The 15,530-nt window shown below is 40.7% G+C and carries 15 protein-coding genes; 9 read left to right on the forward strand and 6 right to left on the reverse strand.

Annotated features, from left to right (window positions below):
• Nucleotides 1–22: 22 nt before the first annotated feature.
• Nucleotides 23–1,138, forward strand: coding sequence for a glycosyltransferase family 4 protein (locus tag F944_RS13080; protein ID WP_004991398.1), 1,116 nt, complete (start codon nt 23–25; stop codon nt 1,136–1,138).
• Nucleotides 1,139–1,186: 48 nt separating this feature from the next.
• Here the strand turns inward: F944_RS13080 and gltP are convergent, their stop codons facing one another.
• The 3 genes from gltP to F944_RS13095 form a co-directional block, all read right to left on the reverse strand.
• The gene (gene gltP, locus F944_RS13085) at nt 1,187–2,488 is read right to left on the reverse strand and encodes a glutamate/aspartate:proton symporter GltP (protein ID WP_004991400.1); all 1,302 of its coding nucleotides are present in this window, start codon (nt 2,486–2,488) and stop codon (nt 1,187–1,189) included.
• 443 nt (nt 2,489–2,931) lie between these two features.
• A complete protein-coding gene (locus F944_RS13090) occupies nt 2,932–3,141 on the reverse strand; it encodes a hypothetical protein (RefSeq protein WP_227546623.1) in 210 nt (69 codons plus the stop codon).
• 411 nt (nt 3,142–3,552) lie between these two features.
• Nucleotides 3,553–4,668 (reverse strand): endonuclease/exonuclease/phosphatase family protein, encoded by a 1,116-nt coding sequence (locus tag F944_RS13095; RefSeq protein ID WP_004991405.1) that lies wholly within the window; start codon nt 4,666–4,668, stop codon nt 3,553–3,555.
• Nucleotides 4,669–4,844: 176 nt separating this feature from the next.
• Between F944_RS13095 and asd the strand changes: the two genes are divergently transcribed.
• From asd to F944_RS13125, 6 genes are all read left to right on the forward strand, one after another.
• Complete coding sequence (gene asd, locus F944_RS13100) at nt 4,845–5,963, forward strand: aspartate-semialdehyde dehydrogenase (RefSeq protein ID WP_004991406.1); 1,119 nt, start codon at nt 4,845–4,847, stop codon at nt 5,961–5,963.
• A gap of 133 nt (nt 5,964–6,096) precedes the next feature.
• Nucleotides 6,097–7,560 (forward strand): FimV/HubP-related protein, encoded by a 1,464-nt coding sequence (locus F944_RS13105; protein ID WP_004991414.1) that lies wholly within the window; start codon nt 6,097–6,099, stop codon nt 7,558–7,560.
• A 63-nt stretch (nt 7,561–7,623) separates the two neighbouring features.
• Entirely contained in the window at nt 7,624–8,934 is a 1,311-nt protein-coding gene (locus tag F944_RS13110; protein ID WP_004991416.1) for a hypothetical protein, read from the forward strand.
• Nucleotides 8,935–8,982: 48 nt separating this feature from the next.
• Complete coding sequence (locus tag F944_RS13115) at nt 8,983–9,948, forward strand: asparaginase domain-containing protein (protein WP_004991419.1); 966 nt, start codon at nt 8,983–8,985, stop codon at nt 9,946–9,948.
• 16 nt (nt 9,949–9,964) lie between these two features.
• A complete protein-coding gene (truA, locus tag F944_RS13120) occupies nt 9,965–10,771 on the forward strand; it encodes a tRNA pseudouridine(38-40) synthase TruA (protein ID WP_004991422.1) in 807 nt (268 codons plus the stop codon).
• An 83-nt stretch (nt 10,772–10,854) separates the two neighbouring features.
• The gene (locus F944_RS13125) at nt 10,855–11,619 is read left to right on the forward strand and encodes an SDR family oxidoreductase (protein ID WP_004991425.1); all 765 of its coding nucleotides are present in this window, start codon (nt 10,855–10,857) and stop codon (nt 11,617–11,619) included.
• A 34-nt stretch (nt 11,620–11,653) separates the two neighbouring features.
• Here the strand turns inward: F944_RS13125 and F944_RS13130 are convergent, their stop codons facing one another.
• A complete protein-coding gene (locus F944_RS13130; RefSeq protein ID WP_004991427.1) occupies nt 11,654–12,667 on the reverse strand; it encodes an AraC family transcriptional regulator in 1,014 nt (337 codons plus the stop codon).
• Nucleotides 12,668–12,894: 227 nt separating this feature from the next.
• Here F944_RS13130 and infA point away from each other — a divergent pair, with 227 nt between their 5' ends.
• Nucleotides 12,895–13,116, forward strand: a complete 222-nt coding sequence (infA, locus tag F944_RS13135; RefSeq protein WP_004718087.1) for a translation initiation factor IF-1 — start codon at nt 12,895–12,897, stop codon at nt 13,114–13,116.
• 200 nt (nt 13,117–13,316) lie between these two features.
• Nucleotides 13,317–13,709 (forward strand): hypothetical protein, encoded by a 393-nt coding sequence (locus tag F944_RS13140; protein ID WP_004991430.1) that lies wholly within the window; start codon nt 13,317–13,319, stop codon nt 13,707–13,709.
• Nucleotides 13,710–13,787: 78 nt separating this feature from the next.
• Here the strand turns inward: F944_RS13140 and leuB are convergent, their stop codons facing one another.
• A complete protein-coding gene (leuB, locus tag F944_RS13145) occupies nt 13,788–14,867 on the reverse strand; it encodes a 3-isopropylmalate dehydrogenase (protein ID WP_004991433.1) in 1,080 nt (359 codons plus the stop codon).
• A 48-nt stretch (nt 14,868–14,915) separates the two neighbouring features.
• Nucleotides 14,916–15,491 (reverse strand): hypothetical protein, encoded by a 576-nt coding sequence (locus F944_RS13150; RefSeq protein WP_004991435.1) that lies wholly within the window; start codon nt 15,489–15,491, stop codon nt 14,916–14,918.
• Nucleotides 15,492–15,530 lie beyond the last annotated feature (39 nt).

The raw sequence follows: 15,530 nt of genomic DNA on the forward strand, positions 1-15,530 counted from the left end.
TGAAAAAAGTTGAGACCTGAGCATGAAAGTGATGCAGTTGCTTCCCGAACTGAACAGTGGTGGCGTTGAACGTGGCACGCTGGAAATCGCACGTGCTTTGGTGAGCCAAGGTCATCAATCCCTTGTTGTGTCCAATGGTGGACGTTTGGTTCCTCAACTTGAAGCTGATGGTTCTACACATCTGCAACTGCCGATTCATAAGAAATCTTTGTCTAGTCTTTGGCAGATTCGTCCATTACGTCAACTAATCAGGACACATCAACCTGATATTGTGCATGTCCGTTCACGTGTGCCTGCATGGTTAACACATTTTGCCTTACGTGGTATTCCTGCTCAGCAACGTCCACATCTGATCAGTACCGTACACGGTTTTTATTCAGTGAATCGTTATAGCGCGATTATGACGCAAGCTGAAAAAGTCATTGCAGTTTCAGATAGTGTGGTCAAATACATTAGCGATCATTATAAAAACTGTCCTCCTGAGGATATTGTTCGGATTTATCGTGGTATTGATCCTAAAGCATTTCCGCATGGCTATCAACCATCTGGGCAATGGATTAATCATCAATACACCTTATTTCCACAACTGGAAAATAAGTTTTTGCTGTGTTTGCCAGGTCGCATCACTCGTCTTAAAGGACATGAAACATTGATAGAATTGATAGAGCGACTACAGACAGAGCATCCCAATATTCATGCGATTGTCGTGGGCGGTGCAGATCCCAAAAAAGCAGCTTATCTGGATGAACTCGAAGCGACCATTCAAAATCGTGGATTGCGTGATCAGATCACCTTTGTCGGACATACTTCAGAAATTCGGGAATGGCTGGCATTAAGTGATATTGTGCTCTCTTTATCCAATCAGGCTGAAACTTTTGGACGAACTGCACTGGAAGCACTATCCGTTGGAACACCTGTCATTGGCTGGAATCGCGGCGGTGTGGCTGAAATCTTATCTCGGCTTTATCCACAAGGTCTGATTGAGGTCGATGATCGCGAAGCACTACTTAATTGTGTGAAGCATCATATTGATCATCGCCAACAGGTTGAACCCGTCACTCAATTTAGTCTGGATGAGATGTGTAATCAAACCATCCAACTGTATCAATACATGTTGAATCAAACTACAGGCAAATAAAAAGGAAGCATTCGCGCTTCCTTCTTTGGTGTATCAGCCGACAGATGCTTAACTGGCTTCTGACTGATTTAAACTGGCTTCATACGCTTTGGCTTTATCTACATCGTAGACTTTTTCCCACTTACTAATCACCAGTATCGCCAGCGCATTACCTACGACATTCAGAGCAGTACGTGCCATATCTAAAATACGGTCAACACCCGCAATAAATGCCAAACCTTCAAGTGGAATGCCGACACTACCTAGCGTTGCCAATAACACGACAAAAGAAACACCAGGTACCCCCGCGATTCCCTTAGAGGTAATCATTAGGGTAATCACTAAAATCACCTGTTGATATAAAGACAGATCAATCCCATAGAGCTGTGCAATAAAGATGGCGGCAATACTCTGATACAGCGTTGAACCATCCAGATTAAATGAATAACCTGTCGGAATCACGAAACTGGTAATCGCTTTCGGAGCACCATAAGCTTCCATCTTTTGCATAATACGTGGCAAAACGGTTTCGGAACTGGCAGTGGAATACGCCAAAATCAATTCATCTTTGAGAATTCTCATCAAGGTTAAGATATTAATACCGCATAATTTTGCAGTAATACCTAACACGACAAAAGCAAAAAAGAAAATAGTGGCATATACCAAAACAACCAACTTAGCCAAAGGAATCAGAGAGGTAAAACCGAAATTCGCTACCGTGACAGCAATGAGACCAAACACCCCGATTGGTGCATATTTCATAATAATATGCGTCACACGGAACATGGTTTCAGAGACCGCATGAAATACATGCAACAAAGGCTCTTTGGTAGTGGTTGGTAATGATGACAAACCAATACCGAACAATACTGCAAAGAAAATCACAGGCAGCATTTCACCATGTGCCATAGAACTAATAATATTCGTTGGAATTAACGATAAAATCGTCTGGATAATCCCATGAGAATGCGATTCAACTTCTTGCGTAGTATGTTGATATTGAGAAATATCTGTTTTCACCAACACTGACATATCCACACCAGCACCTGGCTGGAAGATATTGGCGGCAACTAAACCGACAATAATCGCAATCGTGGTAATGATTTCAAAATACAAAATTGTTTTAAAGCCAAGTCTTCCCAGACTTTTTGTGGAACCAACACCTGCAATACCCAAAATGAGCGTAGAAAAAACGATTGGAATCACAATCATTTTAATCAAGCTAATAAAAATCTGACCTAAAGGTTTCAACACATTATTAACCGCGGCGTCTTTTATTTCAGGTTGGTTGTGCAAAATAGCCCCGACAACCACACCAAGGATCAAAGCAATTAAAATTTGCCATGCAAGGCTAATTTTAAAGTTCTTCATAAGACAATCCTTTATGCTCAAAAAGCACGATATAAGAACAGGAGAGTAGATGCGCTCTATAACAAACAATACGTTCGTAAAATTCCTTTTCGATCCGAGATGAGGTCTAGCCCTTGACCCATCAGCTCAAGATTTGGGTTTCTACGGACAACGAGCGATAAATAAGCGGCACATTCTAGAGAGATTTTATTATTTAACAATACTAAACCAGCAGAAAATCAGCCAACCCTCTCTTAATAAAAAATATATTTATAACTTTTATATAGTTAACAAAAATTAACCGTTTAAAAATAGATCAAAAATCAAATAAAAAATCAAAAATCAGGCTCATTTTGTAGTTTTATTAATCAAAACTTGTTTATTTAAAAACCAATACTGCGATAACAAAATAAATGAGTGAACAAAGAACAGGCAAATACCCTCGTAAAGGATCTAAATTTTTTCTATTTCAAAAGTTTAAATTTTGCGATAAGCCATAATACCAAAGGCCAAAATATCGTATTCAGAATATCGTGCAAACTTGCATCAAACCGCCAATATCCATAGTTAATCAAATCGTCTCTGGCATCAAGCAATTCTGCGCTAATTGCAATCAAAACCACTGCAAATAAAGCCCAAATGGATTTTAATTGGCGTTTATCTAAAAAAGCCACGCAGAAAAAAACCAACAAACCTGCATAAATATGCAAAGCATCGCGTGTCAAATCAGTCAAATTGACGATATAGATTTTAAATTCTTGAAATTTTGAGTGATACATACGTCTAGAAAAGATTTGAGCAATTGAAATGATACATCAAAAAAATCATAACCCGAGTTCTGCATCCTGCAAAACTCGGGCAAATGAGGTTGTGCTTTCAGTCTTTTTTGTTATTGTAAGAGTTGCTTCCCTAGCGTCATCAAATCCTTGATGCTCATCCTTCAGCTTAGTCTTCCATAGTCGGGATATTCCATTCCCTATTCCTGTGCTGATAGATATAGAATACCTTCTGGGAACTTGACTGCCTATTCGCTCAAGACCGCATTTAGTGTAAGTAATTGCTTACACCGATATTGTGGTGGCAGCTTAACTTTTATAAGCCTGTGCGATGTCAGCCGTCACAATTTTTTCCTCTTTCTCTGCTTTACTAATCCCTTCCTGAATCGCGTCCTGAGCGGCCTCATGATCATCTTGCGTTTCTGGCAATTCTTCTTGGATTTGCTCAAAAATCCGTCCCGTTTGTAACACGACATACACAGGAAAGTGATCTGAGCCAATATTCGGTAATCGATTCATTTTAACTAAGGCAAAATCGGTACTATGGAAAATATGATCCAGAGACCAGCGCAACAAAGGATAGTTGGCATGAAAGGTATTAATGAAATGCCGCCCAACTCGCGGATCAAGCAAACCACTAATTCGCTGAAACAGACGTGTGGTTCGTGACCATGCTACATCGTTGAGATCGCCCATCACAATACAGCTTTCATCCAGATCCTTGATTTGATCACCCACCATTAGCAACTCAGCATCGCGCAAAGTTGAATCTTTTGCTTCGGTTGGACTTGGTGGTTTGGGATGCAGACAATAAAGTTGCACGGCCAAGCCGCTGGGTAAAATCACCGTGGTATGAATCGATGGAATTTCATCACTCAAGATAAACTTCACTTCGGTATCTTGGAGTTGCAATCGGCTGTACAAATGCATACCGTATAAATTATCTAGTGGCACAGGAACCCGATACGGATAATCTGCTTCAATCACACTCAATTCATTTTGCCATGTTTGATCAGTCTCTAAAGTCAGAACCAGATCTGGTTTTAACTTTTGAATCTGCTCAATCAATAAATGATATCGATCATTCGGTGTTAAGACATTGGACACTAACAACGAGATTTGCTGATCTGGATTGAACTGTTCGGCTTTCACTTGTTTGACCTGTTTCTTCCAGATAAAGGTATAAGGCAATACCATTTTTAGCTGATACGCGATTGCTGCGATTAAACCGATTACGATCAATTCTCGAGGCAGATTCCACGGCGCGTCGCAAAACAATACAAACAATAAGGTCACTACACCGACAGCTAAAATTTGCAGTCTGGGGAAATCGGCTCCTCGAATCCACCATTCGTCGCGTGGAATAAGTGACCAGAATGTCAGCCAAATCACCACTACAGCACACACTTCAATAAATAGTAACAATGCCTGATCCACCCTAGATTTTATTGATTTTTCATTCTTCAAGATTCCTGTGTAGCATATTCATAAATTTACTCACAATAAAGAGCATGTTTTCATTGGATAATACTTGCAGTTGTGGTCGCTTTTGATACACTCAAGCCCCTTTTACATTTTTTAACGCACCGAGGCAAAGTGACATGAAAGTAGGTCTGGTCGGTTGGCGCGGGATGGTTGGTTCCGTCCTTATGCAACGTATGGTTGAAGAAAATGATTTTGCTCATTTTGAGCCATTTTACTTTTCTACCAGTAATGCAGGTGGTGAAGCCCCTTCATTTGGTGGTAAAACTGCCCCAGCACTTATGGATGCTTCAGACATTAAGAGTCTGAAACAAATGGATGTCATTATTACCTGTCAAGGTGGTGACTATACTTCTGAAGTTTTTCCAAAACTCAAAGCTGAAGGCTGGAATGGCTATTGGATTGATGCCGCATCAACATTACGTATGGCAGATGATGCCATCATCGTACTTGATCCAGTGAATGCGCAAGTTATCAAAGATGGTTTAGCCAAAGGCACTAAAACATTTGTCGGTGGGAACTGTACGGTTTCTCTTATGCTGATGGGCTTGGGTTCACTCTTCCAAAACAATTTGGTGGAATGGATGAGTGCGATGACTTATCAGGCAGCATCGGGTGCAGGTGCACAAAACATGCGCGAATTACTCACGGGTATGGGTTATTTATATAACAATACCAAAGAGTTACTGGACGATCCTAAATCAGCCATTTTGGATATCGATAGCCATGTAGCAGAATTGCAACGTGGCGAAGGCTTCCCTAAAGCCAACTTTGGCGTGCCATTGGCAGGTTCATTGATTCCTTATATCGACAAACAGCTTGAAAATGGTCAATCCAAAGAAGAATGGAAAGGTCAGGCGGAAACCAACAAAATTTTAGGTAATTCGCAAATTATTCCAATTGATGGTCATTGTGTGCGTATTGGTGCAATGCGTTGTCATTCACAGGCTCTCACGATTAAGCTTCGCAAAGACGTTCCTCTGGACGAAATCGAAGCTATGATTCGTCAGTCCAATGAATGGGCAAAAGTCGTGCCGAATACACGTGAAGCTTCAATGACTGATTTGACCCCAGTTGCTGTAACAGGAACACTTTCAGTTCCAGTGGGTCGTTTACGCAAACTAAATATGGGCAAAGAATATTTAGGCGCATTTACTGTCGGTGACCAACTTCTTTGGGGTGCCGCTGAACCTTTACGCCGTATGTTACGTATCCTGATTGAATATAAAAATGCTTAAATACACGATTTAAGCCCATGAGCCGATCGATTGATCGGCTTTTTTTATGTACTTCTTCTGTAAAAGTTTTACATTCGGTTAACATCTCGGTATTGTATAACGTGACCGCTTTACTCCTGCTTCATGGAACAAGATGACTGTCTATAACAAATTAAAAATTGCGATTCTAACTATTTTGGCGACACAGACCATACATGCGATCACGCTTGAACCTTTACAAGTTATGTCTGCTCCTGGGGATTTGCTTTATGCTGAAATGAATTTCAGTCAGGCCGATATATCGTCCAATTTACAGGTCAGTCTTGCAACGCCAGAAGACTTAATGGATTTGGGGATTGCATCTCAACCGTCTGCACAACTGAATTTTTTTGCAAGACGTAATGGGCAAGGTACGGGCGTCATTGTGATTACATCTTCACGCCCATTTACCCAACCCGAACTGGATATTGTACTTAAAATTCAGGAAGGTCATGGTACGCGATTACAGCACATCAAACAGTCGATTAATCGAAAAGCTGTACCAGCACTTCAAACAGCCAATGAAAAACCACTTACACCCAAATTTATTGTGAGTGAAAAGGATATTGCGTTGAATTTACCTGAAAGTACGCAATACAACGTTGCCAGTACTTCGCAAAGCGTCAATACGATACAAAGTACGTCAAACTCAACAACAGAGCCTAGTTTAAATCGCTCACAAGTCTTGGCTATCAACACGACTCCTCCACCCACCCTACAAACAAATACGACAACTACAGCAGCCACGGAGACAAACATACAGCAGTCTACAGACCGTGCAACACCGCCCTCTCATTCCAATATGAAAGAAACAGTCAAACCCTCTGATGAGTTAGCAGCAATCGCTCCTTCTAATCATGCACAAACTGTAGTCTCTTCTGCTCAAGTCGCTAAACAAAGCCCTGAAAAAACCGCGAAAGAACAGGTAAAATCTGCCTCGCCAACGAAAGTACCTGAGCCTAATATAGAAAAAATAAAGACCAAAAATCAGACTGCAAAAGTGAAGGAAAAAACAGCATCTGAAACTCGTACATCTGGTGAAAATCAACATGTTGTACAACGTAATGAATCGTTATGGAGTATTGCAAATCGAATTGCGACTCAAACCAATCAACCTATTGCACAGGTCATGCAACAAATCAAAGCACAAAATAGTCACGCGTTTATTCAGGGTGATGTCAACCGTTTAAGACAGGGGGTTGCACTTAACTTATCTGCGGCAGTCGATCAGAGCCCACAAAAAACCGCTACCGTCAAAACTGCGCCGAGTTCGACTCAAGCATCAGGACGAGCAAAATATCGCCTCAATCAGGCTGAAATGAACTTAGTTGCAGACAATGAACAAGATTCTACACAAGTAAGTGCAAAACACAGCACAAAACAAGATAAAAGCACTGCCGTGTTGTCATTAAAAGTTATGACAGCACGAGAAAAAACCGTTAAATTACAGCAAAGCGTCACTGAAATGGAACTGGCTCTGAGACAAAAGGATCAAAGAATCCAGCTTTTAAATGCACGTCTGGCACAATTACAGCAACAGCTAAAAGAGCGAGAAAATGCAAAAAAGTCAGTTCGTTAAAGTCAAACGCATAGATATTTAAATGAGTCAAAGAAAATGGCTCATGCTTGAAGGGGTATAAGCATGTTGTATGTGATTCCGTTTATTATTTTATTGGTCATTGCGGTTGTTTTAAAAAAACGGGAAGCCAGCAAAGAAGAACAAAAACCTAAAAACAAGACCAATGCAAATAAAAAAGGAAAAAAAGTTGCAGGAAAATCGGTAACTCGTCCTCGTAATGAGTCTCGCGAAGTTACACCTACGATTATTGCTGAACAAAAAAAGACCACACCCGTTTCTCAGGAATTACATCAAAAGATTATTTCACTGATCCAATCTGGAAATTATTCTACTGCAGAAGCACAAATTAATCAGGCTTTAAACCGCGATAATTCACAACACGGATTATATCTACACCTGTTAGATATTCATATTCTACAAAAAGATGAATTTTCTGTTGATCAATTAATTACTCACCTGCGTGCACTTGATTTACAAGATATTGTGATGCAGGCAGAAGCTAAAAAACGTGAGTATGATCAACAAAAGCAACCTGATTCAATCGAGTTTTCTGCAACCGGTTTAGATTTTCCTTCAACTGCACCACCACAAGCAGAAGCAACAGCGCCCCCTGTCATCAGTGATGCCGATTTTGATGCTTTGGTTCAGCCAGTGCAGCAAAACAATGCAATTACCACTGATCATATTGAAAGCAAAAAGCAAGATTCTGCTGAAATAGAAGCACTGGAATTTAATTTTTCTTTTGATCAAACAGTAAAACCTAGCGAACAAATACCGACACCTCCTGAAGCGCCATCTGAGAATTTAACTGAGTTTTCATTAACCTTAGAACCTAGAGAAGTTTCAAATCATCATATTGAAACAGCGCAAAATATTAATGTCGATTTTGCACAAGAATCTAATACAGATGCAAAATTAGCAGAACCAAGCAATCTCGATTTTTCCAATTTAGATTTTGCTCCTCAACCTGGATTAAGTCCTGAAAACACCACTCAGGAAGCCCCTCCAGAGCAGCTAGCAGAGACATTACCTGAATTTAAGTTTGATCAGTTAGAACTTGAACCAACAGCAACACCGTTAGAACCAGTTGCAGAACCTGTATTATCCTTTGATCAAGTAGCGGAGCCCGTTCCCCAGCCTCCGTCTCAGGTTTCTACTACATCTTCTGCCTTGGATTTAAATGATCCATTGGTTCAATCTTTTCCAGAACTTGCTCAGGTTAATGAAACTCAATTAGATCTTGATCTTGCAATAAAATATGTTGAATTGGGTGCCTATGATTCAGCACGGATTTTATTAACTAAAAATGAGACAATTTTTAGTGCTGATCAGCGAGAACTTTCAAAAAACTTACTCAATCGCATAGCATCTTAAAAAAGATCGTTCTACCATAAGCAGTCTGTTCAGACTGCTTTTTTTATTATGAAGAAAATTGCATTAATCTATATGGGTGGAACTTTTGGCTGTGTTGGAGAACCTCTGGCACCCATGCCTTATATTCAGTTTATGCCCCAACTACAACGCATCATTCCTATAGAGCTGCATGTCGATTGTTTTTCTGCACCTGCCATCAAAGATAGTAGCGCCTGTACTGCGCCAGACTGGCTTATGTTGGCTCAACAAATACAACAGTTACAATTACAGGGCTATGCTCATTTTGTGGTCATTCATGGCACAGATACCCTAAGTTATGCCGCTGCCACATTGGCACGTTTCTTAGGGCAATCCTGTCATTTGATCATTACAGGGAGTCAGTACCCTCTACTCAACAAAGCTGGAACAGATATCCGTGAATTTACTGATGCACTGGATAATTTATATTACGCACTTGATCAAGTCGTTAAGTTACCCGCAGGAAGTTATCTGGCATTTCATCATCAGGTTTTCTATGCACAAACCGCGTTAAAAATACAAACCACTGAACTAGATGCTTTTACTGGGACATTGGCCGAAAAAGACTGCGAAACTGTGCAACAATCCTATCTGGTCAATGATGAAACGATATTACGTAGCCAGAATTTATCGCTTTTAAATATAATGGCACAGCCGATTGGTCTACACGCTTTTAAGCAACAATTACAAAACCTAGTTTCATATCCACCGCATTTTTTAATTCTGCAAGGTTTTGGCACAGGTAACTTGGCGGTTGATGAAGAACTCATTTCACTTTTGCAACAGCTTCGACAACAAGGCTGCCTGAGTATCTTAACTACTCAAGTCTGTTTTGGTCAGATGGATCAGCGTTATGCAGTCAGTGAATGGATCCATAGCGCCAAAATATTGATCAATAATACCCTTAGCCATGCCGATTTATATGCCAAAGCATTGCAACTTTATTTACAATTTGACTCCCCAGAACTGCGTGAGCAACACTGGGCACTGTCTTAATCTTTGAGGTCTAAATATGCAGCGCTTTGCAATCGGTATTGAATTTTGCGGTATTCGTTATCGGGGCTGGCAAACGCAACAAGCGGGCGTTCCAAGTGTGCAGGAAGCGTTGGAGCGTGTATTAAGTACCATCGCAGATGAACCGATTATTTTGCATGGTGCAGGTCGTACCGATGCGGGTGTGCATGCCACCAATATGGTGGCGCATTTTGATACCCATGCCATACGCCCTGAACGTGGCTGGATGATGGGTACCAATAGCCAATTGCCTAAAGACATTTCGATCCAGTGGATCAAGGAAATGTCCCCTGATTTTCATGCGCGCTTTAAAGCCATAGCGCGTCGCTATCGTTATGTGGTGTATAACACAAACTATCGTCCCGCCTTACTTTATAAACAAGTTACACATATTTATCAGCCGCTAGATGTGGAAAAAATGAAGTTAGCCGCAGCTAAATTTGAAGGTACACATAATTTTGAAAGCTTTCGGGCAGCGGCATGTCAATCCAACCAACCCGTGCGTCATGTCAGTCATTGTCAACTCATTGAACATGGTCGTTATTTGGTACTCGATATTCAAGCTGATGGCTTTTTACATCATATGGTACGTAATATCATGGGATGTCTACTTGAAATTGGGCAAGGACTGTACGGCGTAGATCATATTGATACCATGTTTGCAGCGCAGGATCGTAAAGCCGCAGGCGTCACAGCCCCAGCACATGGCTTATATTTTATTCAGGCTTATTATCCAGAACAATTTGAGCTTCCTCAACCACCACTTGGACCACATTGGCTGAACCTGCCTGATGCATTTGCCTAATTTTTTGTATTAACGCAAGAATCGGGTCGTCACATGCCCAGAAAATTTTCAAAATGAGTCTTTCAATATCATTGAGACTCATAATGAAACGTCTTGAAAATAAAATCGTCATTATTACAGGCGCAAGCTCAGGCATAGGCCGAGAAAGTGCTTTGCTGTTTGCGCAGCAAGGTGCAATCGTGATCAATGTGGCTCGACGTGCTGAACGTCTTCAAGAGCTTGAGCAACGCATTAAAGCAGAAGGCAATATGTGTTTCTCTGTGGTTGGTGATCTTTGTGATCCATCGACCATGCAACGTGCTTTAGACTTAGCTTTACAACATTTTGGTCGCATTGATATTGCCTTTAACAATGCCGGTATATTAGGTGCATTAAAACCTACGCATCAAATCAGTCAAACTGAATGGGAAAACACTTTAAACACCAATCTTTCTGCAAATTTCTATGCTGCACAAATGCAATTAAACGCCATGCTTCAACAAAAAAATGGTTGTATCTTATTTACCTCGACGTTTGTTGGGCATCGCATAGGTTTTCCAAATATGGCGGCTTATGCTGCCAGTAAAGCAGGTTTAATTGGCTTAACTCAGGTGATTGCCGCAGAGTATGGCACCTTCGGTATTCGTTGTAACTGTATCATCCCTGGAGGTACAGATACAGAAATGGGACGTGCTGCTGTAGATAACGAACCAGCACGTCAACATATTCAGAATTTACATGCTTTAAAACGAATGGCACAGCCTCAAGAAATTGCACAAGCTGCTTTATTTGCGGTGAGTGATGAATCTAGTTTTATGACAGGCTCAACCCTTTACGTTGACGGCGGTATTTCCGTAGTGCGGGGTTGACTCAAAAAAAAGCATCCATTGAGGATGCTTTGTCTTAAGAAGAACGCTGCTTACGCTTTCTATATTCTACTGGCGTTTCATTGGTCCAGCGTTTAAATGCTCGATAAAAAGTACTTGGTTCAGAAAAACCCGTTAGATAAACAATACGTTCAACACTTTCATTGGTATTAGCCAGTAGTTTCTTGGCTAAACGGCAACGGTAATCTGACAAAATCTGCTGAAAACTGGTATTGGCTTCGCTCAATTGAGTTCTTAGGCGACGCGGTGTAATGTGTAACTGCGCTGCAACTGTTTCCAGTGTGGTTTCACCGCTTTCTAAGGTTGAACCAATCGCACGGCGGACTTCACCGACTAAATCATAGCGTGCCAGCTCCTGAAGCTTTTCAATCGCAAGTTGTTCATGTAACTGCAATAGCTCTGGTTCCGCTTGCCACAGTGGATAATCCAGAATATCGGCATCAAAATATAACCGTGTTTCTTTTTGACCTAGACTGACTGGGCAGCCATACACACGTATATATTCATCTTCTGCTGCGCCTTGATTAAAGTCAAAATCAATAAAAATAGGCTTAAACGCACCTTCGGTAATAAATTTAAAAAATCGTAAGATGCCTGATAAAGCGCATTCTGAAAAATGTCGATTGACAATATTGTCAGAGAATGACTGTTCGCCATTGGTCAAGTAACATCCATTTTCATCGACCACTAAGCGCGCTTGTAAAGCATCACTAATTAAACGTTGATAGGCTAATGCTCGTTTGAGTCCTTCACCAAATGTTGCACTACTAATAAATAAATGCTCAATCACCTGACCACGATATAAAGGTAAATGCTCACCCAAATGCAAACCAATATCGGGGTCTTTACTCACTTCTTCTGCCGCAATCCAAAAGGCATATTGCGCATTTAAAGGAGTACGGGTATTGGTATCCACCTGATTTAAGGCAACACCCGCTTTTGTTAAAATTTCTTCGGTTGGCAATCCCGCACGACGAATCGCCTGATAGCCAAATCGTAATACAACCGACGCATCTGTTAGCTGACCCACGTGACATCCTTCCTTGTATGTTCTTCATTTATACTTAAAAACGTAATTTAGATTACCGCTGATTGACCAAACTGACAACTCAATTCAGGTCATTTTTACACATTTTTTTTAATGAATTTGACCCATTTGCCACTTTGACAAGCACCATAAATTGGGGCACTGGTCTTGTTTTTTGATAAAAAATTGACTACAATTTGCGCCTTTCCAATTTGATCATCAGGTAGGCTATGGCCAATAAAGAGGAACTCATCGAGTTCGAAGGCGTTGTCACCGAAACGCTTCCTAATACGATGTTCCGTGTACGTTTAGAAAACGGTCACGAAGTAATTGCACACATTTCTGGTAAAATGCGTAAACACTATATTCGTATTTTAACGGGCGACAATGTTAAAGTTGAAATGACCCCATACGATTTGACCAAAGGTCGTATTACTTATCGTGCGCGCTAATTCCGTTTAGTGAATGCAAAGAAGCCACTGTTTATCTGTGGCTTTTTTTATATACATGAACTCACATAACTCAAATTAATATTGAGTTTTTAAAAAAATTAGATGAATTTTCAACTTATAACCTGTTTTTTTTATATAATTACGAACCCATACACTAAGGCTTTTAAAGCCTATCCTTAAAAGAAAATGGAATATTTAAAATGAAAAAATCTTGGATGGCACTTTCAACACTTTGCATTTGTTTTAGCTTATTTTCTGCCTGCACCACAACAGGGTGGAAATCTAAAGATCTTAATGCATATTTGCAACAATTTGTTGGGCAATCAACTCAACAAGTGCAACAAACCATTAACTTAAAATCCATGGGATATCAAACAACACAAAAGCCTATTCTCACATCAGATCAGCTCACATATACCGTGATACGTTCTTTAAACATCCCCACTCCAGCGGCTAGAAGTTTTGACGGGATGACCATTCAAACAGGTGCAAGCGGAGCAAATAGTTATAATTTAAATATAAAATGCGATATTGTATTTTTACTCAAAAATAACGTTGTTCAATCTTATCAATATCAGGGTCGAGCTTGTTAAAAATATATGATTATGTGGATTTAATAAAAATGCAGCCGAAGCTGCATTTTTATTGTTACCAATCTTGATGATTCAAAATTAAGCCAGTGCTTGAACCACAGCATCACCCATTTCTGAAGTACCAACCTTCGTCATGCCTTCAGACATAATATCACCCGTACGCAAGCCCTGATCCAATACGTTACCTACAGCATCTTCAATCGCTTTTGCTGCTGCTTCTTCACGGAAGGTGTAACGCAACATCATGGCAACCGATAAAATTGTGGCCAGTGGGTTTGCAATATTTTGTCCAGCGATATCTGGTGCCGAACCATGACAAGGTTCGTACATGCCTTTGCCATTTTCATCTAGCGACGCAGATGGCAACATACCAATGGAACCTGTCAACATCGCTGCTTCATCAGACAGAATATCACCAAACAAGTTACCTGTGACGATCACATCAAATTGCTTTGGCGCACGCACCAATTGCATAGCTGCGTTATCCACGTACATATGCGAAAGCTGAATGTCTGAATAATGAGCCTGTTGCAAATCAGTTACAGTTTGCTTCCACAGCTCAGTCACTTCTAACACATTGGCTTTATCGACTGAACAAACCTTACCACCACGTAACCCTGCCATCTCAAAAGCAACTTTGGCGATACGTTTAATTTCAGATTCGCTATAAACATCGGTGTTGTAGCCTTGTTTTTCGCCATTTTCCAGTTCACGAATACCACGTGGCTGACCAAAGTAAATACCACCTGTCAGTTCACGAACAATCAGAATATCCAGACCAGCAACGATCTCTGGTTTTAAGCTTGAAGCATCTGCCAATTGCGGATAAAGAATCGCTGGGCGTAAATTTGCAAATAAGTTTAATTCACTACGAATTTTTAATAAGCCACGTTCTGGACGGATCGAGCGCTCAATCGTATCCCACTTAGGCCCACCGACTGCACCAAGTAAAATTGCATCGGCTTTTTTGGCTTGTTGCGAAGTGACCGCAGGATATGGTTCACCATGTGCATCAATCGCAGAACCACCTAACAGTCCATGTTCCCAACTCAAACCTAAATTAAATTTTTGATTAACTGAAGTTAATACTTTTTCAGCGGCAGCCATAATTTCTGGGCCAATACCGTCACCCGCTAAAATTAAAATTTGTTTCGACATTTCTTCTTTCCATTTTTTCACTGTATCAGCCAATTTGCTGATGGGTCATTAAACCTTTTGCTCTACAAACTCACCCAAACCTGTCACAGCGTTAAAAGGACGACAAAAACGGCGAATGGTACGCTGACCCTCTTCCATTGCGACACATAACGGCTCTGGTGCAGACACATTGAGTAAGCTTCCGCCTGTATGTTTGGAGCGATCACGGTACATTTTAAAGGTATAGTGCTGATTCGATTTAAACTGATGAATCACATGAAAAGTTTCAGCACGATCAGGTGAAATAGGATAGAAACGAATCACTAATTCATATTGATCTGCGGGTACAGACAAATACATGACATTATGTGAGCTAAAAACAGAACCCTGTAAGCGGACAATGCCCTGCTCAAGACTTTCCGAACTTACCCGATGACTATTTGCATCCATAATGGGCGTTGTATTTAGACGCTCAAACTCACAATGTTTGACACCAGCACAATAGATAGAAGCATTGGCCCGAGTATTTCCTATCCCCGCTTGTTTAATACGTAATGTATCAACAACTGTGTTTGTGCTTTGACATGCACTCAGTGCAACTGAGCATATTCCAAGCATCACACTATGGAGAAATGTCCTCTTCATTGTCAGAGCCCAACCTTATTCAGAGTAAAGTTTTTCAAC

The sequence above is a fragment of the Acinetobacter ursingii DSM 16037 = CIP 107286 genome (assembly GCF_000368825.1).
GTDB classification, from domain to species: Bacteria; Pseudomonadota; Gammaproteobacteria; order Pseudomonadales; family Moraxellaceae; genus Acinetobacter; species Acinetobacter ursingii.

What these genes read in the sequence shown, in the direction of transcription:
- infA (WP_004718087.1), top strand. Translation starts at nt 12,895, where the DNA reads ATGGCCAATAAAGAGGAACTCATCGAGTTCGAAGGCGTTGTCACCGAA.
- F944_RS13140 (WP_004991430.1), top strand. Translation starts at nt 13,317, where the DNA reads ATGAAAAAATCTTGGATGGCACTTTCAACACTTTGCATTTGTTTTAGC.
- leuB (WP_004991433.1), bottom strand. Translation starts at nt 14,867, where the DNA reads ATGTCGAAACAAATTTTAATTTTAGCGGGTGACGGTATTGGCCCAGAA.
- truA (WP_004991422.1), top strand. Translation starts at nt 9,965, where the DNA reads ATGCAGCGCTTTGCAATCGGTATTGAATTTTGCGGTATTCGTTATCGG.
- F944_RS13115 (WP_004991419.1), top strand. Translation starts at nt 8,983, where the DNA reads ATGAAGAAAATTGCATTAATCTATATGGGTGGAACTTTTGGCTGTGTT.
- F944_RS13105 (WP_004991414.1), top strand. Translation starts at nt 6,097, where the DNA reads ATGACTGTCTATAACAAATTAAAAATTGCGATTCTAACTATTTTGGCG.
- F944_RS13150 (WP_004991435.1), bottom strand. Translation starts at nt 15,491, where the DNA reads ATGAAGAGGACATTTCTCCATAGTGTGATGCTTGGAATATGCTCAGTT.
- gltP (WP_004991400.1), bottom strand. Translation starts at nt 2,488, where the DNA reads ATGAAGAACTTTAAAATTAGCCTTGCATGGCAAATTTTAATTGCTTTG.
- asd (WP_004991406.1), top strand. Translation starts at nt 4,845, where the DNA reads ATGAAAGTAGGTCTGGTCGGTTGGCGCGGGATGGTTGGTTCCGTCCTT.
- F944_RS13125 (WP_004991425.1), top strand. Translation starts at nt 10,855, where the DNA reads ATGAAACGTCTTGAAAATAAAATCGTCATTATTACAGGCGCAAGCTCA.
- F944_RS13110 (WP_004991416.1), top strand. Translation starts at nt 7,624, where the DNA reads ATGTTGTATGTGATTCCGTTTATTATTTTATTGGTCATTGCGGTTGTT.
- F944_RS13080 (WP_004991398.1), top strand. Translation starts at nt 23, where the DNA reads ATGAAAGTGATGCAGTTGCTTCCCGAACTGAACAGTGGTGGCGTTGAA.